General features: G+C 63.2%; 17 protein-coding genes and 1 pseudogene. 9 read left to right on the plus strand and 9 right to left on the minus strand.

Annotated features, from left to right (window positions below):
- Entirely contained in the window at positions 1-399 is a 399-nt protein-coding gene (locus NKJ11_RS00275; RefSeq protein WP_023811493.1) for a hypothetical protein, read from the plus strand.
- Positions 400-445: 46 nt separating this feature from the next.
- On the opposite strand, the gene NKJ11_RS00280 is transcribed toward NKJ11_RS00275, so the two are convergent.
- From NKJ11_RS00280 to pdxR, 3 genes are all read right to left on the minus strand, one after another.
- On the minus strand, positions 446-1,675 hold the full coding sequence (locus NKJ11_RS00280) for an aromatic ring-hydroxylating oxygenase subunit alpha (RefSeq protein WP_352792467.1): 1,230 nt from the start codon (positions 1,673-1,675) through the stop codon (positions 446-448).
- A gap of 64 nt (positions 1,676-1,739) precedes the next feature.
- Positions 1,740-3,329: a trimethylamine methyltransferase family protein gene (locus tag NKJ11_RS00285; protein WP_352792468.1), complete on the minus strand. Its 1,590-nt coding sequence runs from the start codon at positions 3,327-3,329 to the stop codon at positions 1,740-1,742.
- A 189-nt stretch (positions 3,330-3,518) separates the two neighbouring features.
- Entirely contained in the window at positions 3,519-5,012 is a 1,494-nt protein-coding gene (pdxR, locus tag NKJ11_RS00290; protein ID WP_023811490.1) for a MocR-like pyridoxine biosynthesis transcription factor PdxR, read from the minus strand.
- A gap of 270 nt (positions 5,013-5,282) precedes the next feature.
- Here pdxR and pgi point away from each other — a divergent pair, with 270 nt between their 5' ends.
- Complete coding sequence (gene pgi / locus NKJ11_RS00295; RefSeq protein ID WP_502905776.1) at positions 5,283-6,932, plus strand: glucose-6-phosphate isomerase; 1,650 nt, start codon at positions 5,283-5,285, stop codon at positions 6,930-6,932.
- Between the two features lie 5 nt (positions 6,933-6,937).
- Entirely contained in the window at positions 6,938-7,660 is a 723-nt protein-coding gene (locus NKJ11_RS00300) for an HAD family hydrolase (protein WP_023811488.1), read from the plus strand.
- Between the two features lie 26 nt (positions 7,661-7,686).
- Here NKJ11_RS00300 and NKJ11_RS00305 read toward each other — a convergent pair whose 3' ends face one another.
- Both NKJ11_RS00305 and NKJ11_RS00310 read right to left on the minus strand, forming a co-directional pair.
- Positions 7,687-8,415 (minus strand): class I SAM-dependent methyltransferase, encoded by a 729-nt coding sequence (locus NKJ11_RS00305; RefSeq protein WP_352792470.1) that lies wholly within the window; start codon positions 8,413-8,415, stop codon positions 7,687-7,689.
- Entirely contained in the window at positions 8,412-10,418 is a 2,007-nt protein-coding gene (locus NKJ11_RS00310; RefSeq protein ID WP_023811487.1) for a long-chain fatty acid--CoA ligase, read from the minus strand. The genes NKJ11_RS00305 and NKJ11_RS00310 overlap by 4 nt, the downstream gene beginning before the upstream one ends.
- A gap of 454 nt (positions 10,419-10,872) precedes the next feature.
- Here NKJ11_RS00310 and NKJ11_RS00315 point away from each other — a divergent pair, with 454 nt between their 5' ends.
- The 5 genes from NKJ11_RS00315 (at position 10,873) to NKJ11_RS00335 (ending at position 16,135) form a co-directional block, all read left to right on the plus strand.
- Positions 10,873-12,465, plus strand: coding sequence for an ABC transporter substrate-binding protein (locus tag NKJ11_RS00315; protein WP_023811486.1), 1,593 nt, complete (start codon positions 10,873-10,875; stop codon positions 12,463-12,465).
- Between the two features lie 50 nt (positions 12,466-12,515).
- Positions 12,516-13,523 (plus strand): ABC transporter permease subunit, encoded by a 1,008-nt coding sequence (locus tag NKJ11_RS00320; RefSeq protein WP_023811485.1) that lies wholly within the window; start codon positions 12,516-12,518, stop codon positions 13,521-13,523.
- Between the two features lie 70 nt (positions 13,524-13,593).
- Positions 13,594-14,448 (plus strand): ABC transporter permease subunit, encoded by an 855-nt coding sequence (locus NKJ11_RS00325; RefSeq protein WP_224618710.1) that lies wholly within the window; start codon positions 13,594-13,596, stop codon positions 14,446-14,448.
- Between the two features lie 2 nt (positions 14,449-14,450).
- On the plus strand, positions 14,451-15,305 hold the full coding sequence (locus tag NKJ11_RS00330; protein ID WP_023811484.1) for an ABC transporter ATP-binding protein: 855 nt from the start codon (positions 14,451-14,453) through the stop codon (positions 15,303-15,305).
- Positions 15,305-16,135: a dipeptide ABC transporter ATP-binding protein gene (locus NKJ11_RS00335; protein ID WP_023811483.1), complete on the plus strand. Its 831-nt coding sequence runs from the start codon at positions 15,305-15,307 to the stop codon at positions 16,133-16,135. The genes NKJ11_RS00330 and NKJ11_RS00335 overlap by 1 nt, the downstream gene beginning before the upstream one ends.
- 33 nt (positions 16,136-16,168) lie before the next feature.
- Here the strand turns inward: NKJ11_RS00335 and NKJ11_RS00340 are convergent, their stop codons facing one another.
- The 4 genes from NKJ11_RS00340 to NKJ11_RS00355 all read right to left on the minus strand — a co-directional run bounded on the left by NKJ11_RS00340 (position 16,169) and on the right by NKJ11_RS00355 (position 19,510).
- A complete protein-coding gene (locus tag NKJ11_RS00340) occupies positions 16,169-17,443 on the minus strand; it encodes a cysteine desulfurase-like protein (protein ID WP_352792471.1) in 1,275 nt (424 codons plus the stop codon).
- A gap of 46 nt (positions 17,444-17,489) precedes the next feature.
- A complete protein-coding gene (locus tag NKJ11_RS00345; RefSeq protein ID WP_023811481.1) occupies positions 17,490-18,164 on the minus strand; it encodes an amino acid ABC transporter permease in 675 nt (224 codons plus the stop codon).
- Positions 18,165-18,316: 152 nt separating this feature from the next.
- Complete coding sequence (locus NKJ11_RS00350) at positions 18,317-19,114, minus strand: ABC transporter substrate-binding protein (protein ID WP_023811480.1); 798 nt, start codon at positions 19,112-19,114, stop codon at positions 18,317-18,319.
- 78 nt (positions 19,115-19,192) lie between these two features.
- Positions 19,193-19,510, minus strand: a complete 318-nt coding sequence (locus tag NKJ11_RS00355; protein WP_164893002.1) for a hypothetical protein — start codon at positions 19,508-19,510, stop codon at positions 19,193-19,195.
- A 112-nt stretch (positions 19,511-19,622) separates the two neighbouring features.
- Between NKJ11_RS00355 and NKJ11_RS00360 the strand changes: the two are divergent.
- Positions 19,623-20,713, plus strand: a pseudogene (locus tag NKJ11_RS00360) (LLM class flavin-dependent oxidoreductase).
- The last annotated feature ends 239 nt before the right edge of the window (positions 20,714-20,952 follow it).

Genomic DNA, 20,952 nt, shown 5'->3' on the forward strand with positions numbered 1-20,952 from the left:
ATGGCCGGACGGCGCTCTTCCCTCGGCTTCCTCGGAATGTTCGGCCGCTCGGGCGACTTGAGGCAGCTCGACGATGCATTGCGCGGCGCGGATCTGCATCCAGCCCTTGTGCCGGAGGGCGTGAAGCTTACCCTGGTCAATCTCATGAAGGATCGCTGGCCCGACGAGCCGCCACGGGGTACCTATGCGTCGGTGGCACAATTATGCAGCTATTGCATCGCGGGTCCCGAAACCTTCGAGCAAGCCAATGGCCATCAGCGGACGCTGGAAGCCGAGCGCCGCATCGAGGCGGCGCTTGAAACCGGCGACAGCCTCGACGCGCAGATCGTGCTGATGACACTGCATGCCAAGCTCATCAACCCCGAAGTCGTCGACCGATACGGGCTCAGCGCGGAATGACGCGAAAGGCAAGATCTGCCTGATCCTCCTAAGGCAGCCGAACCGTTCAGGCCCGGCTGATCTCCTCGAGATACCAGCCGATGTAGCGCAGTTCGTTGTATTCCATCGGCGCGATAGGTCCGGGCACGAAATAGTGCGAGCGCACGCCGCGCGCGGTGTGCTCGATGATCTTCTTGTCTTCGTCGGTGGTGACCTTCCATAGCCAGGTCAGCTTCTCCAGATCGTAATCCTGACCCTCGACCGCGTCGCCGCGCACCAGCCAGATCAGTTCCATCTCGCATGTACCAGCCGTTTTCGGGATGAATCGGTAGATCATGCCGTGATCGGGATAGCAGACGAGAAAGGTCGTGCCGCCGAGATGGATGGAAGTGACGCCACCGTCATAGTCGGTGAAGCGGCCCATCAGCGGGGCCACCGGAGAGCCGTCCTGGCTGCCGCTCGAAACGCCGTCATAGAGCGCGTAGCGGAAGGTGTCGATTGCTTCCTGACCGGCCGCCGAGTTCTGCCAGCGGTTGGCACTGCCGATCTCGATGCCGAGCGCGCAGGTGCGCTGCTCCATCGCCGCATTGAGCTGCTCGATCATCTCGGCCGGTTTTTCCAGCGCATGCGTCTGCGAATATTCCGGATGCGCCGGTCCGCAATGGTAGCATTCGACATAGTTCTCGACGGCGAGCTTCCAGTTGGCGTCGAGCGGATAGGACTGACGATACGCCACCTTGGCGTCGCCCCAGCCATATTGGCCGCAACTCGTGCGCAGCGACTGTTCGATCGGATCGAAATCGAGCGGCGTCTCGGCGAAGGAAATGAAGACCAGCCCGGAGGCGACGCGGACATGAAGCTTCTTCAGCCCGTGCGCCGAGCGGTCGAAATCCTTCGGCATCAGGCGGGCAGCGCGCAATGAGCCGTCATTGGAATAGCTCCAGGCGTGGTATGGGCACACGAACATCTTCGCGTTGCCCTTTTCCTTGGTGCAGACCTCGGCGCCGCGGTGGCGGCAGACATTGAGCATGGCATGCACGGTGCCATCCATGGCGCGTGTCAGGATGACCGCCTCGTCGCCCAGTTTGAACAGCTCGAAATCGCCCGGGTTCGCGATGACGCTGGCATGGGCCAGGCAGTGCCAGTGGCGGCGAAAGACACGTTCCATGTCGCGCTCGAAGATTGCCTGGTCATGATAGAAGGCACGCACCAGGCCGTGACCTGGCCGATGAGATGCCACCAGCCGATCGATCGCGTCGCCGTCTGTGTGGGCTTGCTGGATAGGATGCACACTCATTTGTCGTTCTGCCCGATGGTTGATCCTGGGTGGTGGCTGCATGGCTGCACGAACTCGTCTCCGGTCAGCCGCCCATTTGCGTGCGCGGCAGGTGGATCAGGTTGCCGAAACGGGCACGCAATCTGTCGTCGACCTGTTTTGGCACATGGCGCGGAAATCGTTCGGCAAGAATGCGTTTCTTCTCGGTGATCGCACGCAGCAATATATCAGGCCGGCCCTTTTCGTTCCATTCCTTCGGCGAGGAACGATCGCCGAGGGCGGGATAGAAGTGCTCGGTCTGCATCAGCTTGAGCGTTTGTTCGTTGTCGAGATAGTGGCCCGGACCCTTGAGGCAGACCTCGGCGATGCTGTCGATCGACAGGGCCTCGTCGGTCACGTCGATGCCACGCGCGCAGCCCAGGCAATGACCGAGCATGTCGTTGTCGATGACCAGGCTTTCCAGACAGAAGCCGAGCAGCGAGGCATGCATGCCGGCCGCCTCGTAGACGAGGTTGAGGCCGGAGAGGCCGGCCATCACATTGGTGATGCCCTTTTCGTAGCCGGACTGAATATCGGGCAGTTTCGAATCCGTCATGCCGGCGGCGGAGCCGCCGGGCAGATCGTAGAATTGCGCCATCTGGGCACAGGCCGCCGTTGCCACCGACTGCTCGGCCGACCCGCCCGCCATGGCGCCGGTGCGCAGGTCCGACATGAACGGCCATGCGCCGAAAATCGCCGGATGGCCGGGCTTGAGCGCGTTGACATAGACCAGGCCGGCCAGCACTTCGGCCACTGCTTGCACGACGGCGCCGGCCATCGCCGCGGGTGCCGTGGTGCCGGACTGGCCGGTCGACAGCAGCAGGATCGGGATGCCGCCTTCGACGCAGGCCTCAAGCACGCCGCAGGCATCCTCGGCGAACTTCATCGGCGGCACGACGAATGAGTTGGAGTTGGAAACGAATGGCCGGGCGCGGAAATTCTCCTCGCCACCGGCGATGGCGTACAGCATTTCAAGCGCAGGCTTCACGTTCTCACGCACGGTGAAGGATGTTCCGACGTGCTTCGATGTTCCCATCACACAGGCATAAAGCGTGTTGAAATCCATCTCGAGCGGATCGGCGATGTCGCGCGCCACCATCGGCCGCTGGAAGAAATGGATATTGTCCAGCCCATCGACGATGCGGGCCGCATCATAAATATCCTGCAGCTTGGATTCGCGGTACTCGCGCTTCTCCAGATCCACCAGGTGCACGGCGATGCCTGCCGTGCCGTAGTGCACGCGCTTGCCCTGGACTACCATGTCGTGCCTGGGGTCCTGGCCATGAAGCGTGAAATGTCGTGCCGCCCGCTTGATGGTGTCGAGCACGAGCGCGCGCGGAAAGCGGACACGGCCATCGTCGCCGTGGACCGCCCCCACCTTGGTCAGCACCTTTATGCAGGAAGGAATGGCGTTGGCGAAACCCACCGTCTCCAGAAGCGTCAGCACGCCCTCGTGGATACGCTCGCGGTCATCCCCGCGCAGCGGCCCGTAGCCGCCGCCCTCGATGGCCTTGTGCTGTGGTCTGGTATCCTCCACCAGGGGAGATGATCGCATGGCATGTCCTGTTTCGCGAAGACCGTAGCGCTGCGGACGACGGTTCGCCGGCGTGTCCTGCTGTTCGACAGCCACTGGCATGGAAGCACTCCACCTTAGTCGGCAGGAACACGTGGCGGTTGGTCCACCATCGGCCTGCTTCTTCCCATGACGCCGACTATGCCGCTGGCACTGGCCCATCCTATGGTCCAGCGGGCCCAGTTCCATGTGCCAGAACTAAAATACCGGAGCCGCTGCGAGCGGCTCCGGTCACGAGAGATCGACGATGGATCAGGCGGCCGCGGGTCTGCGCCCGGCGGCCGTGGCCAGTTCGCGGATGCCTGGCTCGATGTGCTGCAGTGCGATCGACGAGATGCCTAGCCGCATGAAACGCGAAGGCTTTTCAGTGCGATCGAAGAAACGGTCGCCTGGCTCGATGATGACGCTGCGCGAGGCGGCTGCCTCGGCCAGCCCGCGCGAATCGGTGCCGCGCGGCCCTTCGAGCCAGAGCGACGTGCCGCCGGCCGAATCGGTCGAGCGCCATTCCGGCAGGAAGGCGGAAATCGCATGGACCAGCCGCTTGCGCCGTTCGTCGAAGGCCGACGACAGCCGCCGCACCAGCGCCTCGTGGTGGCCGAGCGACAGGAACAGCGCGACGGCGCGCTGATTGTTGGCCGGCGGATGACGCAGCATGAAGCGGCGCAGCGCCCTGAGTTCCGCGATCAGTCCCGCGGACGCCACGATGTAGCCGAGCCGCAGGCCGGGAGCCAGCGTCTTGGACATCGAGCCGACATAGACCACGCGGCCGGAGCGATCGAGGCTCTTCAGCGCTTGCTGCGGTGCCTCGTCGAGAAGCTGGCTGTCATAGCCATCCTCGATGATGATCTGGTTGTAGCGGTTGGCTCGCGCCAGAAGATCCTGCCGCCGCTCAGCCGACAACGGCACCATGGTCGGGCAATGATGGCTGGGCGTGACGAAGACGAAGCCGGAATCATTGGGAATAGAAGCGGTTACGATGCCGGACTGGTCGACCGGCACCGGCTGTATCTCCGCGCCCGCAAGGCGGAAGATCGAGCGGGCGTCGGGGTAGCCGGGGTCCTCCATCGCCACCTTGGAGCCTTTGGACATCAGCAGCGTCGCCAGCATGTAGAGCGCGTTCTGGGCGCCCAGCGTGACGATGATCTCGTCGGGATTGGCGAAGATGCCGCGCCGGGGCAGGAGCCGCGCCTGGATCTGCTCGATCAGCAGCGGATCGTCACGGTCGACCATGTCGGACGCCCAGTTGCGGATTTCCAACACCGCCAGCGCCATGCGGTTGCACTCGCGCCATTCGGCGGTAGGGAACAGCGCCGGATCGAACTGGCCGTAGACGAAGGGGTAGGACGACTTGATCCAGTTCTCGTGCTTGGCCGGCGGCGGCATGTCGCTGGCGAAGATCTTGCGGCGTGCCTTCCAGTCGATCTCGTTGGCCTGGTCGGGCGCCTTCTGGTGCGGCTTGGCCGGTGTCGCCAGCACATCGGGATTGACGAAATGTCCACGCCGCTCGCGCGCCACCAGGAAACCCTGGTCGACGAGCTGCTGGAACGCCAGCACCACGGTTCCGCGCGCCACGCCAAGTTTTTCGGCCAGGATCCGGCAGGAAGGAAGCGGCATCGAAGCGGCGATCTGGCGGTCCAGAATGGCGGCCACGATGGCTTGGCGGATCTGCGCTTGCAGGGTTTGGCCGGATTCAGCCGAAATCCGGAACAGGCCGGACCATATCGCCGTGTCGTTTCGCTGTGGCATGGGAGATTTCCTCGATGGCCAGCCTTTTTCGCTTGGCTGGACCAGCCGAACGTAACCGTGGCACAAGGGGTTGCGCCAATCAATTTTTCTGATCGTTGGGATTTATGCCAGTGATCCTTCACGCCATTTTGATGCTGCGTCGCGGCATAGCTGCGTGACTCCGTGCGTCATCGCTGCGCATTGAAACGGGTGGAGTTCGGCCCGATAGATTGTCGCGACGACACGCGCCGGAAACATCCGGTCCGTAATGATGGCTCGAGGTCTCGGAGTTTGGCAGTGGATCAATCGTCCTTTCAAAAACAGCTCGCCGCCTTGCGCGACCACCGCGCGGCGGCGCCCGCCAGCATGCGCCAGGCCTTCGCCGCCGATCCCAAGCGGTTCGTGGAATTCTCCGCCACCGACGGCGATCTGCTGCTCGACTGGTCGAAATGCGCGGTCGACGCGACCACCATGGAGCTGCTGGAAAAGCTCGCCCAGGCCGCCGATCTCGAAGGCCGCCGCGCCGCCATGTTCGCCGGCAAGAAGGTCAACGTCACCGAGGACCGTGCCGTGCTGCACACGGCGCTGCGCAACCTGACCGGCAAGGGCGTCACCGTCGATGGCCAGGACGTCAAGGCTGACGTCATCGCCGTGCTCGACGCCATGGGCGCCTTTGCCGATGCCGTGCGCTCGGGCAAGGCGGCCGGCGCCACCGGCAAGAAGATCACCGACATCGTCAACATCGGCATCGGCGGTTCCGATCTCGGCCCGGCCATGGCGACGCTGGCGCTGGCGCCCTATCATGACGGGCCGCGCGCCCACTACGTCTCCAACATCGACGGCGCCCATATCCATGACACACTGAAGGGCCTCTCCGCCGAAACCACGCTTTTCATCATCGCCTCCAAGACCTTCACCACGGTCGAGACGATGACCAATGCCCAGACGGCACGCGACTGGGTGCAGAAGGCGCTCGGCAAGGAAGCGGTCGGCAAGCACTTCGCCGCCGTGTCCACCGCGCTCGATCTGGTCGCCAAGTTCGGCATCGCGCCCGATCGCGTGTTCGGCTTCTGGGATTGGGTCGGCGGCCGCTATTCGCTCTGGGGCGCCATCGGCCTGCCGGTGATGATCGCTGTCGGCCCGCGGAATTTTCGCGCCTTCCTCGATGGCGCGCATGAGATGGACGAGCATTTCCGCACCGCGCCGGTGCAGGAGAACCTGCCGGCGCTGCTTGGACTGGTCGGCTGGTGGCATCGCGTGATCTGCGGTTACCCGGCGCGGGCCGTCATCCCTTACGACCAGCGCCTGTCCAGGCTGCCGGCCTATCTGCAGCAGCTCGACATGGAATCGAACGGCAAGAGCGTCACCCTCGAAGGCACAGAGGTGACGACGCCGACCGGATCGCTGGTCTGGGGTGAGCCCGGCACCAACGGCCAGCATGCCTTCTTCCAGCTGCTGCACCAGGGCACCGATTTCATCCCGGTCGAGTTCCTCGCCGCGGCCGTCGGCCACGAGCCCGATCTCAAGCATCAGCACGATCTGCTGCTCGCCAACTGCCTGGCGCAGTCGGAAGCGCTGATGAAGGGCCGCACGCTGGACGAAGCCCGCGCCCAGATGCTGGCCAAGGGCATGAAGCCGGCCGAGGTCGACAAGATAGCCCCGCACCGCGTCTTCTCCGGCAATCGCCCCTCGGTGACCATCCTTTACCGCAAACTCGACCCGCGCACCTTCGGCCGGCTGATCGCGCTCTACGAGCACCGCGTCTTCGTCGAGGGCACGCTGTTCAACATCAACTCGTTCGACCAGTGGGGCGTCGAACTCGGCAAGGAACTGGCCACCGGCCTTCTGCCTGTCGTGGAGGGCAAGGAAAGTGCCGCCAAGCGGGACGCATCGACCGCAGGCCTTGTGGGATTCATCCACCATTTGCGTGGCTCGGAGTGAAAAGTTTGGCAGACATCAAGGGAATATTGTTCGACAAGGACGGCACGCTTGTCGACTTCAACGCCACCTGGCTCGGCGTTGCCGACTTCATGGCCATGGATGCGTCCGAAGGCGATCGCTGGAAAGCCGACAGGCTGCTGGCCGCCGCCGGCTTCGATTTCGCCAACAAGCGCTTTAAGCCTGACTCGATATTTGCCTCCGGCACCAATCTCGACGTCGTCGAATTGTGGTTTCCGCGCCTCTCCAACGAGGATCAGATGCTGGCGGTCGCCCGCTTCAACGAGATCACCTCCGTACAAGGCTCGGCGATGGCCGTGGCGCTGCCGGGCATCATCGACACGCTGACGGCACTGCACAGGAAGTCCTACCGGCTTGGCGTCGCCACCAACGATTCGACCAGCGGCGCGGAAAAGACGCTGGTGACGCTCGGCGTCGCCCAATTGTTCGACGCGGCCTATGGCTACGACGCGGTGGCCAATCCGAAGCCCGCGCCCGACACGATCCTGGCCTTCAGCGATCTCACAGGCCTCAGGCCGGCGGAAATCGCCATGGTCGGCGACAACCGCCACGACCTCGAAATGGCGCGTGCCGGCGGCTGCGGGCTGGCGGTCGGCGTGCTCTCCGGCACCGGAACCCGCGAATCGCTGGCCGGCATTGCCGACGCCATCCTGGATTCCGTTGCCGATCTGCCGGATTTTCTCTCGGCGCGGGTCAAGGAGACGATCTGATCCCGTCGGTAGACGCGGCCGCCTCGTCAGCCCTCGAAGCGAAAGACACCGCTCGGCTGCAGCGCGCTGTCTTTCGCCTGGCCGAAATCCGGCACCTTGTATTCGGCGAGCAGGCGCAGCCGTGATCGTGGCAGGTAGGCGCGGCCGGGGTCGCCGACCAGGACCTCGATGCCGGCATTCAGGCAGCGTTCGAAAAAAGGCATGACGCGGTCGGCGACGCCTTGGCTGTAGAAGACATCGCCGGCAAGCACGAGGTCGACCGCAGGTGGCGAACCCCTGGTGATATCGTCTCCGATCACGGTGATGGCGACGCCGTTGGCCGTTGCGTTGAGGCCGATCGCGGCAACGCCGTTGCGGTCTATCTCGGCGGCGATGACTTCGCGCGCGCCGGCCATGGCGGCGGCAATGCCGACAAGGCCGGAACCGGCACCAAGGTCGAGCACGCGGCGGCCGGCTACCGTTTGCGGATGATCCAGTATGTGGCGCGCAATCACCGCGCCGCCGGCCCACACATAAGCCCAGTAAGGCGGCTGCGGCTCGGGTCCATCGTTGTCCGCCTCGATCGTGTCGTCATCGTCGCCAGCGCTTTGGTGCGGATCTATGAGCCGTCTCAGGCCACTGGCCGGATGCGGTGTATAAAGCTGGATCTCAGGCACCGACGGCACCGGGGCGAGGCGCATGTTCGTTCTGATGAATTCTGCCGGGTCAGGACGGCAAGATGCATCCACCGCCTCCGCGCCGCCGGCTGCGATCATTCGCGCAGCGCTCGACGCAGGATCTTGCCGACCGGTGTCTTCGGCAACTCGGTGCGGAACTCGATGTATTTGGGCCGCTTGTAGCCGGTCAGGTTCTCGCGGCAGAAGGCGGTGAGCGTCTCCGCGGTCAGCGCCGGATCCTTCTTGACCACGAACAGTTTCGGCACCTCGCCCGAATGCTCGTCCGGCACGCCGACCGCCGCCACTTCGAGCACGCCCGGATGCATCGCCACGACTTCCTCGAGCTCGTTCGGATAGACATTGAAGCCCGAAACCAGGATCATGTCCTTCTTGCGGTCGACGATCTTGGTGTAGCCGCGCTCGTCCATGAAGCCCATGTCGCCGGATTTGAAGTAGCCATCCTTGGTCATCACCTTGGCGGTCTCATCGGGCCGGTTCCAGTAGCCCGCCATCACTTGCGGTCCTCGGATGCAGACCTCGCCGACCTCGCCGAGCGGCAAATTGTTGCCGTCGTCGTCGCGGATGGCGATCTCGGTCGAGGGCAGCGGCAAGCCGATGGTGCCGGTGAAGTCGCCGGCGGTGAACTTGTTGGCGGTGGCCACCGGCGAGGTTTCCGAGAGGCCGTAGCCTTCGGTGACCGAACAACCGGTCAGCGTCTTCCAGCGTTCGGCGACGCCCTTCTGCACCGCCATGCCGCCGCCCAGCGTCAGCACCAGCGGCTTGAAGTCGAGCTTGCGGAAATCCTCATTGTTGAGCAGCGCGTTGAAAAGCGTGTTGAGGCCGGGAAAGATGTGCACCGGATATTTCTGCAATTCCTTGACGAAGCCGGGAATGTCGCGCGGGTTGGGAATGAGCACATTGCGGGCGCCTTGCTGCATGCCCATCAGCGCGTTCACGGTCAGCGCGAAAATATGATAGAGCGGCAGCGCGCAGATGAAGTTGGGGTGCGCCGGTTTCGGCTTGATCGTGTAGGCATCCTCCATCCACTGCGCGTTCTGCGCAACGTTGGCGAGCACGTTTCTGTGCAGCAGTGTGGCGCCCTTCGACACGCCCGTGGTGCCGCCCGTATATTGCAGGAAGGCGACATCGTCGGCTTCCACCTTGGCCGGCTTGAAGCCCATGCCGGCGCCGGCCTTCATGGCGGCATTGAACTTGACATGGCCGGGCAAGGACCATGCCGGCACCATCTTCTTCACGCGGCGCACGACGAAATTGACGATCGTGCCCTTCAGGCCGCCAAGCATGTCGCCCATCGCGGCGACCACCACATGCTTGACCGTGGTCCTGGCGATCACCGCCTGCAAGGTGTTGGCGAAGTTCTCCAGGATGACGATGGCTTGCGCACCGGAATCCTTCAACTGGTGTTCGAGCTCGCGCGGCGTGTAGAGCGGATTGATGTTCACCACCACATAACCCGCTCGCAAGATCGCCATCATCGCCACCGGATATTGCAGCACGTTCGGCATCATCAGCGCGACGCGCGCGCCTTTCTGCAGGCCTTTCGATTGCAGGTAGGCGCCGAAGGCCGCCGACAGCCGCTCGACATCGGTGTAGCTGATGGACTTGTCCATGCAGGTGAAGGCCGGCTGCGCGGAAAACTGCTTGCAGGCGGCGACGAGGAAATCGCCGATCGAGCTGTAGGGCAGGGCGCCGATCTCGGCCTGCACGTTTTTCGGATAGCTCTTGAGCCACGGCTTTTCCGGCAAGCCGGCGGCCAGCGCCGTCAGCGTTTTCGGCAATCGGTTGGCGGTGGCGTCGGCCGGCCTTGCCGCCGGTGGGGTCTTCATCGCCGCGGCGGCTTTCGATGCCGGCCTGGCAGCGGGCTTTGCCGCCCCCGCTTTATTTCCCGACGCCGTCTTTCCGGCCGCAGCCTTGGCCGGGGCTTTCACCACTGGCCTTGTGCTTGCCCTTACGGGCGCCGCGGCCGCCTTCGGCGTGGCGGCTTTGGAAACGGGTGCTTTCGGCTTGGCAGTACCGGCTGCTTTCGACGGCGCCTTGGCTCCCGCTTTCACCGGCGCCGTCGTCCTTGATGCTTTTGCCAACCGTTCCTCCCTGGACAAGTCTTGTTCATCCGCGCCGCGCTCGCCCCTGAATTGACAAGGACGCCCTCCGCTGCGGCCGCTACACCCTATGTATTGCCTCCGTTGGTGACCGTGCAAGTCTTGCCCTTGCGGCAACATGGCGAAAGATTTGCCGTCGAAAGTCTTTGCCGCCGCCAGCGCTCCCAGGCGGTGTCCTGGCGCATCCCTCGGCCGCTCGGAAGCGCCGGGAACATTTATATCGTCAGCTTGGCGATCAATAAAAAAATCCGGTTGTTAATAATCTCGTGAATGGAAGAAACTGCTAATTTTTTCTGCAATTTGGCAGAATAGCGGATTTTTTTCCTGCTTCCCGCGGGGTAAGCAAACGGGGTGTTCCAAAGCCGGAAAAACGGTGCTTATATGCGCGCTTCGCGAGCCTGATAGAGGGGCTTGGAAGAACATCAGGGAGTGCTCAATGAATAAGAAGCTGACTTTTGCAGCCGCGTTGCTGGCTGCAAGCGTCCTGAGCGGCATGGCCAATGCGAAAACTCTGGTCTACTGCGCGGAAGCTTCGCCGGAAGGTTTCGATCCGGCGCCGTATACCGCAGGCCAGACGTTCGACGCGTCATCGCGCACCGTCTTCAACCGCCTTGTCGAATTCGATCACGGCAAGACGACGACCTCGCCGGGCCTGGCCGAGAGCTGGACGATCTCCGACGATGGCAAGGAATATGTCTTCAAGCTGCGCAAGGGCGTCAAGTTCGCCGCAACCGACTATTTCACCCCGACGCGCGACTTCAACGCCGACGACGTGGTGTTCTCGTTCGAACGCCAGGTCGACAAGAACGGCCCCTGGTTCCAGTACATTCCGGGCATTGCCTACCAGTATTACAATGACCAGTTCGGCGACAACATTACCAAGGTCGAGAAGGTCGATGACCTGACGGTGAAGTTCACCCTCAAGGAGCCGGCGATCACCTTCATTCCGACGCTGGGCATGGATTTCGCCTCGGTCGTCTCCAAGGAATATGCCGACAAGCTGCAGGCCGACAAGACGCCTGAGCTGTTCAACCAGAAGCCGATCGGCACCGGCCCGTTCATCTTCGTCGACTACCAGACCGACGCCGCCATCCGCTACAAGGCCAACCCGGACTATTGGGGCGGCAAGCAGAAGATCGACGATCTGGTCTTCGCCATCACCACCGATCCGGCGGTGCGCGCGCAGAAGCTCAAGGCCGGCGAATGCAACATCATGTCGTACCCGGCACCGGCCGACATCGCCGGCCTGCAGGCCGATGCGAACCTGAAGGTCGAGGAGCAGGAAGGCCTCAATGTCGGCGCGCTGATGTACAACACCCAGCAGAAGCCGTTCGACGACGTGCGCGTTCGCAAGGCGCTCAACATGGCCATCAACAAGAAGGCCATCATCGATGCCGTCTTCCAGGGCGCCGGCCAGGTGGCGATCAATCCGATCCCGCCGACCATGTGGTCCTACAACAAGGAAGTGAAGGACGATCCTTACGATCCGGATGCAGCCAAGAAGCTGCTTGAAGAAGCCGGCGTCAAGGACCTCAAGATGAACGTCTGGGCCATGCCGGTGTCGCGCCCCTACATGCCGAATGCGCGTCGCACCGCCGAGCTGATCCAGGCGGACTTCGCCAAGGTCGGCGTCACCGTCGAGATCGTCAGCTACGATTGGGGTGAATACCTTAAGCGCGCTTCCGCGGTCGATCACGACGGCGCCGTCATCGTCGGCTGGACCGGCGACAATGGCGATCCGGACAACTTCCTCGGCGTGCTCCTGAGCTGCGCTTCCGTCGGTTCGAACAACCGCGCGGAATGGTGCAACAAGGACTTCGATGCGCTCATCAACAAGGCTAAGACCGTTTCGGACCAGGCCGAGCGCACCAAGCTCTATGAACAGGCACAGGTCATCTTCAAGGAACAGGCACCCTGGGCGACGCTCGCTCACTCCAAGGTGTTCATGCCGATGCAGAAGACCGTCACCGGCTTTGCGATGGATCCGCTCGGTATCCACCGCTTCGACGGCGTCGATATCGCCGAATAAGGTTGCGAAACGGGGGCGCCACCATGTGGTGACGCCCCCACTCGCCCGCCATGCTGCGTTATATCCTCGGCAAACTCGCCCTCATCATCCCGACCTTCATCGGGATAACCATCCTCGCCTTTGGCTTCGTGCGCATCCTGCCCGGTGATCCGGTGCTGGTGCTTGCGGGCGAACGCGGCCTGTCGCCCGAACGCCACACGGCGCTGATGCACCAGTTCGGTTTCGATCTGCCGATTTGGCAACAATACCTGACCTATCTGACGAATGTCCTGAGCGGCGATTTCGGCACCTCGTTTTCAACCAAGACGCCGGTGCTCAAGGATTTCCTGGTGCGCTTCCCGGCAACGGTCGAACTCGCCATCTTCGCCATGATCTTTGCCGTTGTCCTGGGTGTCGCCGCCGGCATCTTCGCCGCCATCCGCCGCGGCTCCTGGTTCGATCAGCTGACGATGGGCACGGCGCTGGCGGGCTATTCCATGCCGATCTTCTGGTGGGGCCTGCTGCTGATCATCGTCTTCTCCGGCACGCTGCACTGGACGCCGGTTTCCGGCCGCATCGACCTTCTCTATTTCTTCAAGCCGGTGACCGGCTTCATGACCATCGATTCGCTGATCTCGGGGCAGAAGGGCGCATTCCGCTCGGCGCTGTCGCACCTGATCTTGCCGACCATCGTGCTCGGCACTATCCCGCTCGCAGTCATCGCCAGGCAGACACGCTCGGCGATGCTCGAAGTGCTGGGTGAGGACTATGTCCGCACCGCGCGCGCCAAGGGCCTGGCGCCGCGCCGCGTCATCGGCCTGCATGCCTTCCGCAACGCGCTGATCCCGGTCGTCACCACCATCGGTCTGCAGGTCGGCACGCTTTTGACCGGCGCCATCCTGACCGAGAGCATCTTCTCCTGGCCCGGCATCGGCAAATGGATGATCGACGCCATCTCCAAGCGCGACTATTTCACCGTGCAGGGCGGCTTGCTTTTGATCGCGCTGATCGTCATGTCGGTCAACCTCATCGTCGACGTGCTCTACGCCGTCATCAACCCACGCATCCGGGCCAACTGACATGAGCAATGAAGGCCCAGCCACCATCGAAGCCGCGACCGTCGTCAAGCCGCAGGATGCCAGGCTGCAGATGTTCGGCGAGTTCTGGCACTACTTCTCCGTCAACAAGGGCGCGGTGATCGGGCTCTTCGTCTTTGCGCTGCTGATCCTGATCGCCATCTTCGCGCCGCTGCTGGCGCCGCATTCGCCGGACGATCAGTTCCGCGACTTCTTCCTGACGCCGCCGGCCTGGCAGGAGGGCGGCAACGCGCAGTTCCTGCTCGGCACCGACGCTGTCGGCCGCGATATGCTGTCGCGCCTGATCTACGGCTCGCGGTTCTCGCTCGCCATCGGCTTCGTCGTCGTCACGTCAGCGCTGATTTCAGGCGTCATTCTCGGCCTACTCGCCGGCTACTGCCGCGGCTGGGTCGACACGCTGATCATGCGCATCATGGACATCATCCTGGCCTTCCCGTCGCTGCTATTGGCCCTGGTGCTGGTCGCGGTGCTTGGCCCCGGCCTCGTCAACGCCATGATCGCCATCGCCTTCGTGCTGCAGCCGCATTTCGCCCGGCTCACCCGCGCCGCCGTGATGGCCGAGAAGACCCGCGAATATGTCGTCTCCGCCAAGGTCGCCGGCGCCAGTCATCTCAGGCTGATGCTGGTCACCATCCTGCCCAACTGCATCGCGCCGTTGATCGTGCAGGCGACGCTGTCCTTCTCCAACGCCATCCTCGAGGCGGCGGCCCTTGGCTTCCTCGGCATGGGCGCGCAGCCGCCGACGCCGGAGTGGGGCACCATGCTGGCCGAGGCGCGCGAGTTCATCCTGCGTGCCTGGTGGGTGGTTACTTTCCCGGGTCTCGCCATCCTGATCACCGTCTTCGCCATCAACCTGATCGGCGACGGCCTGCGCGACGCGCTCGACCCCAAGCTGAAGAGGTCGTGAGCATGCCTCTGCTCGAGATCAAGAACCTCACCGTTTCCTTCGACACCGCGGCCGGACCGTTCATGGCCGTGCAAGGCATCGACCTCTCGATCGAGCCGCGCGAAGTGCTGGCGATCGTCGGCGAGTCCGGTTCCGGCAAATCTGTGGCGATGCTCGCGGTAATGGGCCTGTTGCCCAACACCGCAACCGTCAAGGCAGACCGCATGGCCTTCGACGGCGTCGATCTCCTGAAGCTCAGCCCGTCCGAACGCCGCAAGATCGTCGGCAAGGACATCTCGATGATCTTCCAGGAGCCGATCGCCAGCCTCAATCCGTGCTTCACCGTCGGCTTCCAGATCGAGGAGGTGCTGCGCTTCCATATGGGTATGGATCGCGCTCAGCGGCGCGCGCGGGCCATCGAGTTGATGAAGCTGGTCGGCATCGCCGATCCGGAAGAACGGCTTAGCTCGTTTCCGCACCAGATGTCGGGCGGCCAATGCCAGCGCGTCATGATCGCCATCGCCATCGCCTGCAATCCGAAGCTGCTGATCGCCGACGAGCCGACGACGGCGCTCGACGTCACCATCCAGAAGCAGATCCTCGATCTGCTGGTTTCGCTGCAGGCCAAATACGGTATGGGCCTGATCATGATCACCCACAATATGGGCGTGGTGGCCGAGACCGCCGACCGTGTCATCGTCCAGTACAAGGGCCGCAAGATGGAAGAGGCCGACGTGCTGTCGCTGTTTGAATCGCCGAAGAGCAATTACACGCGGGCGCTTTTGTCGGCGCTGCCGGAGAACGCCGTCGGCGACCGGCTGCCTACCGTTTCCGACATGATGTTCGAGCCGGCGCCTTCGGCAGTTGGAGCCGCCTGATGAGCACCACGGTCCTCGAAGGCAAGAACATCGTCCGCGACTACCATATCGGTGGTGGCCTGTTCACCGGGCCGCGCACAGTGCACGCGGTCAAGGGCGTCTCGTTCAAGGTCGACAAGGGCAAGACGCTGGCCATCGTCGGCGAAAGCGGCTGCGGCAAGTCCACGCTCGCCCGCATCATCACGCTGATCGATCCGGCGACGTCAGGCGACCTGTTCATCGACGGCAACAAGGTCGACATCGCCAAGGGCGGATTGACCAAAGAGATGCGCCGCAAGGTGCAGATCGTCTTCCAGAACCCCTATGGATCGCTCAATCCGCGCCAGAAGATCGGCGACGTGCTGGGCGAGCCCCTGCTGATCAACACCGACAAGCCGGCGGCCGAGCGGCGCGACCTGGCGATGAAGATGCTGAAGAAGGTCGGCCTCGGTCACGAGCACTACAACCGCTACCCGCACATGTTCTCGGGCGGCCAGCGCCAGCGCATTGCCATTGCCCGTGCGCTGATGCTCAACCCAAGCCTGCTGGTGCTGGACGAGCCGGTCTCGGCGCTCGATCTTTCCGTGCAGGCACAGGTGCTCAACCTGCTCGCCGACCTGCAGGACGAGTTCCAGCTGACCTATGTCTTCATCAGCCACGATCTGTCCGTGGTGCGCTACATCGCCGACGATGTGATGGTGATGTATTTCGGCGAAGCGGTCGAATACGGCTCGCGCGACGAGGTCTTCGCCGACCCCAAGCACAGCTACACCAGGACGCTGTTCGCGGCGACCCCGCGCGCCGACGTCGCCTCGATCAAGGCGAGGCTAGCGAAGAAGAAAGCCGCCTGACGCCGCGGCGTCAGGCCGTAGCATTCAGCTCGCTCAGGACAGCTTGGCGATGATGCTGCGTAGCGCTTCGCCGAAGCGCCGGACTTCCTCGACTGTGTTGTAGTGGACCAGTGAGGCGCGGATGGCGCCGCTGTCCATCGATAGGTTGAGGCGCTTCATCAGCCGCGGCGCATACATGTGGCCGTCGCGGATGCCGATCTGCATCTCGGCCATCTCTTCGACGATCCGCTGCGGCGACAGTGTGCCGATGTTGAAGCAGAACGTCGGCACGCGTTCGGTGATGCGGGCCTCGTCTGCGACGCCATAGATGGTCGCGCGGCAACCTTTCAGCACCGCAAGCATCTCGCGCGCCAGCACCAATTCGTAGTCGCGGATGGCGCCCATGCCGGCAACGATGTTGTCGCGCCGCGAGCGGTTGTTGGAGGGTGCGAGATTGCGGCCGATCAGTTCCAGGTACTGCACGGCGGCATCCATGCCGGAGACGTTCTCGTAGATGAACGTGCCTGCCTCGACCTTGTAGGGCGGCTCGTTGGGGATGAAATCCTCGCGGAAGGTCGGCAGCCGTTTCAGCGTTTCGAAACGACCCCAGAGGAAGCCCATATGCGGCGAGAAATTCTTGTAGCCGGAGCAGACGAGATAGTCGCAGTCCCAGGCCTGCACGTCGATCAGCCCGTGCGGTCCGTAATGCACGCAGTCGAGGAACACTTCGGCGCCGGCCGCGTGCGCGATCTTGGCCACCGCGGCGACATCGACGATCGAGCCGATCGAGTGCGCGGTGACCGTGCAGGCGACGAGACGGGTGCGGTCGGAAACCAGCGGGCGCAGATCGTCGACATGCAGATTACCGTCCTCGCGCATCCGCCACCATTTGAATTTCGCACCGGCGGATTCCAGCGCCAGCCAGGTCGCGATGTTGGCGTCGTGGTCCATGTCGGTGATGACGATCTCGTCACGCTCCTGAAGCATCTGACCGATACCGAGGCTGACCAGGCGGATGAACGAGGTGGCGTTCATGCCGAAGCAGATTTCCGCCGGGCTATAGGCGTTGATGAGCAGCGCTACGCTTGTCCGAGCATCGGCGACCGACTGGTCGACGGTGACGCTGCGGCCATAGCGGCCGCCGCGCTGCACATTGTGCGAAACCAGATGGTTGGTCACCGCGTCGAGCACGCTTTGCGGGATCTGCGCGCCGGCGGCGTTGTCCAAAAAGATGAAGTCGCCAGCCCGCTGCAAGGCTGGAAACATGGCGCGGATGGCGTCGACGGGGAACGCGGTGGCGTTTGCATTGTCGGTTTGATGCTTGTTCACGGGTAGGCTCCTGCAAAGGACTTGAGCGGGGATCAGGTAGTGGAGGTCAGCGCTTCTTTTCGGTCTTGAAGCGCTCTTCAAGCAGGCTGACGAGGCGGACCATCGGCCAGAGGAAGATGAGGTAGACAAGCGCTGCGCCGATCAGCGGCGAGGGGTTGGCGTAGAGCGACTGCGCGTTGGTCGCTTCCTTCAAGAGTTCCGGCAGCGCCACGGTGGAGGCGAGCGAAGTGTCCTTGAACATCGAGACGCAGTTGCTGGTCATCGGCGGGATGACGACGCGGATCGCTTGCGGCAGCACCACCTTGCGCAAGGTCAGCAGGAACGGCAGGCCAAGCGCCTGCGACGCCTCGAACTGGCCGCGCGGGATGCTCTCGATGCCGGAGCGGAACACCTCCGCCGAGTAGGCCGACATGATGAAGGCGAAAGCAGTCACGGCGGAGGCCCAGGACGACAGGCGTATGCCGAGGAACGGCAGTGCATAGTAGATCAGGATCAGCACGACCAGCACCGGCAGGGCGCGGAAGATGTCGGTGTAGCCGACCGCCAGCCACCGCAGCGGCTTCGGCGCATAGAGCCGCACCAGGCTGATCCCCAGGCCGATGGGGATGCCGATGCCGATGCTCAAAATGCCGAGCAGCAGCGTGTTCAGGAAGCCGCGCAGCAGCGCCGGCAGGCTGGACATGATGACATCGGGATTGAAGAAGGTATCCAGCAGCGACATGGGAGCGTTCCCGAACCCGAGAGCAAGGATGCTCAGGTTAAAACCAATCGACCTCGCCAATGGCGAGACGGTCTGCGCGGAAGCCGGCGCTGGCGCATGAAATGAATCGTGCCGGCCTGGAAAGCCGGCACGATGTCAGCGCAGCTTTCAGCTCAGGCCTTCGGCAGCGGCATTTCCTTCATGGTCGAAGAGTCGGCGGGCGCGTCGCTGCCGAACCACTTCTTGTGGATGGCGGCCAGCGTGCCGTCCTTCTTCATAGCGCTCAGCGCGTCGTTCAGCTTGCCGAGCAGGGGGTGGTCCTTGCTCATCATCAGGCCGTATTGTTCGCCGGTCTTGATGCGCTCCTTGACGACCAGGTCCTTCATCTTGGTGAAGGAATACTCCATGCCTGGAATGTCGCTGACGGCGGCATCGACGCGGCCGGCGCTGAGGTCGAGCAGCAAATTCTGCTGCGTGTCGTAACCCTTCACGTCGCTGAAGCCGCCGGCTTCCTGATGTGCCTTGACCCAGGTTTCACCGGTCGAGCCGGACAGCACGCCGACGATCTTGCCCTTGAGGTCGGCCTCGGCCTTGATCGGGCTGTCGGCCTTGGTGGCAATGCCCATGTCGGAATCATAATAGGGCTGCGTGAACGACTGCGACTTCAGCCGCTCGGCCGTGATGGTGATCGACGAGATGGCGACGTCGATGCGCTTCGACGTGGTGGCGGCAAACAGCGCCTGGAAGCCGAGATCGGCGATGTCGGTGGTCATGCCGATGCGCTTGGCGGCTTCGTTGACGATGTCGACTTCAAAGCCTTCGAAGGTGCCGCTCTCGTTCTTGAATTCGAAGGGCGGGTTGGTCGGATAGGCGCCGACATTGAGCACATCGGCGGCATAGGCGGTGGCGGGGCCGGCGGCGATGCCGACGGCGGCGGCAAGAAGAAGCAATTTGCGGCGCGTGAAGCTCATTTGTGTTCCCTCTGTTGTTGATCGGGCGGGTTGCTCCCGCACGGTTTTTTGCCGCCCCGCTTCACGCAGGACGTCAATTCATGGCAGCGACCATGCGGTCATGGTTGGCGACGTTTTGTGTTGCAGATCGCGGATCTGCGCGCGCACTTCATCGAAGGCATGGCGCGCATTGGATGATGACTGGGGCAGTATGAACGACAAGAACTGAGACTCCCACCCGGAGCACCCACGATGGACTGGCCGGCACGATGAACTGGTCTGCACGATGGACTGGCCGGCAAGCCCGTCCGGCACGGCAATCGCCATCGACTCTGGAATGCTTATCCAAAGTGCGGCGCTTTTCAAGGCGAAAGTTTTAAGCTTAAAAAGCTGCGGTGTCCGTTGCGTGGCGGACACGGTGCGGCCCGCTGGAACCGATACCTGCGAGCGATGGCGACGCGAAGCTATTTCAGGCTTGAAATATCTCTGCGCGGGCCTAGCGTGTGCTCTCTCGCCGGGAGGTCGCGACATGAACAAACCACACCCCTTGCACGGCCCGAACAGATTGAAGCTGGGGTCTTTTCGACCAATGCCGATGGCGGGCTGGCCATAACCGATGTGCCTGAACGCTGGACGGCAAGCTGGCAGGACAATCTGACCGCAGCCCAGATCGCCGACCGTGCCGGGCTGGAGTTCATGCTGCCGATCGCCCGCTGGCGCGGTTTTGGCGGCCGCAACAAGGTGCGGGAATGGTCGTTCGAGACCTTCACCTGGGCGGCGGCCCTTGCCATGGCCACCGAGCAGATCGGCCTGTTCATGACCGTGCATGTGCCGCTGGTGCATCCGCTCTATGCCGCCAAGGCGCTGGCGACGGTCGACCACATCAGCCAGGGTCGCGCCGGCCTGAATATCGTCTGCGGCTGGAATCCGAAGGAATTCGGCATGTTCGGCACGCCTCTGGTCGAGAAGGGCTACGACCAGGCAGCGGAATGGATCGAAATCCTCGAAAAGCTTTATGCCTCGCCCGACCCGCTCGACTATGAGGGCACCTACTACCGCCTCAAGGAAGCCGTCAGCCGTCCGGCCAGTCTGCAGGTGCCGCGCCCGGTGACCATGAACGCCGCTTTCGGCGGGCCCGGCCGCGATTTCGCCGCCGCGAGATGCGACTATCTGTTCACGACCTTTTCCGAAATGGGCGATGCCGGCAAACATGTCGCCGACATCAGCGAGCGGGCAGACAAGGTGGGCCGTGATGTCGGCGTCTACACCGTGGCGCATGTCGTCTGCCGCCCGACGATGGAAGAGGCGCGGGCATATTACACGCGCTATGCGGTCCATATGGCCGACCACGACGCCGTCGATGCCCACATGGCCGGCAAGAAGGAATTCTCGCAGTCGCACGACCCGCACGCCTATGACCGCTACCGGCAGCGTTTCGCCGGCGGCGCCGGCACCTACCCGCTGATCGGAACGCCGGAAACGATCGCCGCCGACATGGTCGCCATTGCCGGGCATGGCTACCAGGGCATGGCGCTGTCCTTCGTCAATTACACCAGGGAGTTGCCCTATTTCTGCGATCACGTGCTGCCGATTTTGCGGAAGGCGGGGCTTCGCGCATAGTAGTGGTGATCAGTTGCGGTGGATCATCGCGGATATTCGGAATTAGCCGAAGCCCTCCCCAACGTCGTCATCCCTGGGCGAAGCAGGAGCGCAGCTCCGTCGCGGAGACCCTGGGATCCATGCCGCGACTTCGGCCGTGGAGTGTGCAGCGGTGCAGAATTCTGGACCGTGGTGACGCTTTGGAGTCCCGGCATGGATCCTCGGGTCTGCGCCGCGTCGCTTCGCTCCTTGCTTCGCCC

The sequence above is a fragment of the Mesorhizobium sp. M0243 genome, from assembly GCF_040321775.1.
Taxonomy (GTDB): domain Bacteria; phylum Pseudomonadota; class Alphaproteobacteria; order Rhizobiales; family Rhizobiaceae; genus Mesorhizobium.

Bases quoted from the DNA above. Each gene is read 5' to 3' on its own strand.
- NKJ11_RS00275 (WP_023811493.1), top strand. From the start codon at position 1: ATGGCCGGACGGCGCTCTTCCCTCGGCTTCCTCGGAATGTTCGGCCGC.
- NKJ11_RS00280 (WP_352792467.1), bottom strand. From the start codon at position 1,675: ATGAGTGTGCATCCTATCCAGCAAGCCCACACAGACGGCGACGCGATC.
- NKJ11_RS00285 (WP_352792468.1), bottom strand. From the start codon at position 3,329: ATGCCAGTGGCTGTCGAACAGCAGGACACGCCGGCGAACCGTCGTCCG.
- pdxR (WP_023811490.1), bottom strand. From the start codon at position 5,012: ATGCCACAGCGAAACGACACGGCGATATGGTCCGGCCTGTTCCGGATT.
- NKJ11_RS00305 (WP_352792470.1), bottom strand. From the start codon at position 8,415: ATGATCGCAGCCGGCGGCGCGGAGGCGGTGGATGCATCTTGCCGTCCT.
- NKJ11_RS00315 (WP_023811486.1), top strand. From the start codon at position 10,873: ATGAATAAGAAGCTGACTTTTGCAGCCGCGTTGCTGGCTGCAAGCGTC.
- NKJ11_RS00320 (WP_023811485.1), top strand. From the start codon at position 12,516: ATGCTGCGTTATATCCTCGGCAAACTCGCCCTCATCATCCCGACCTTC.
- NKJ11_RS00325 (WP_224618710.1), top strand. From the start codon at position 13,594: ATGTTCGGCGAGTTCTGGCACTACTTCTCCGTCAACAAGGGCGCGGTG.
- NKJ11_RS00330 (WP_023811484.1), top strand. From the start codon at position 14,451: ATGCCTCTGCTCGAGATCAAGAACCTCACCGTTTCCTTCGACACCGCG.
- NKJ11_RS00335 (WP_023811483.1), top strand. From the start codon at position 15,305: ATGAGCACCACGGTCCTCGAAGGCAAGAACATCGTCCGCGACTACCAT.
- NKJ11_RS00345 (WP_023811481.1), bottom strand. From the start codon at position 18,164: ATGTCGCTGCTGGATACCTTCTTCAATCCCGATGTCATCATGTCCAGC.
- NKJ11_RS00350 (WP_023811480.1), bottom strand. From the start codon at position 19,114: ATGAGCTTCACGCGCCGCAAATTGCTTCTTCTTGCCGCCGCCGTCGGC.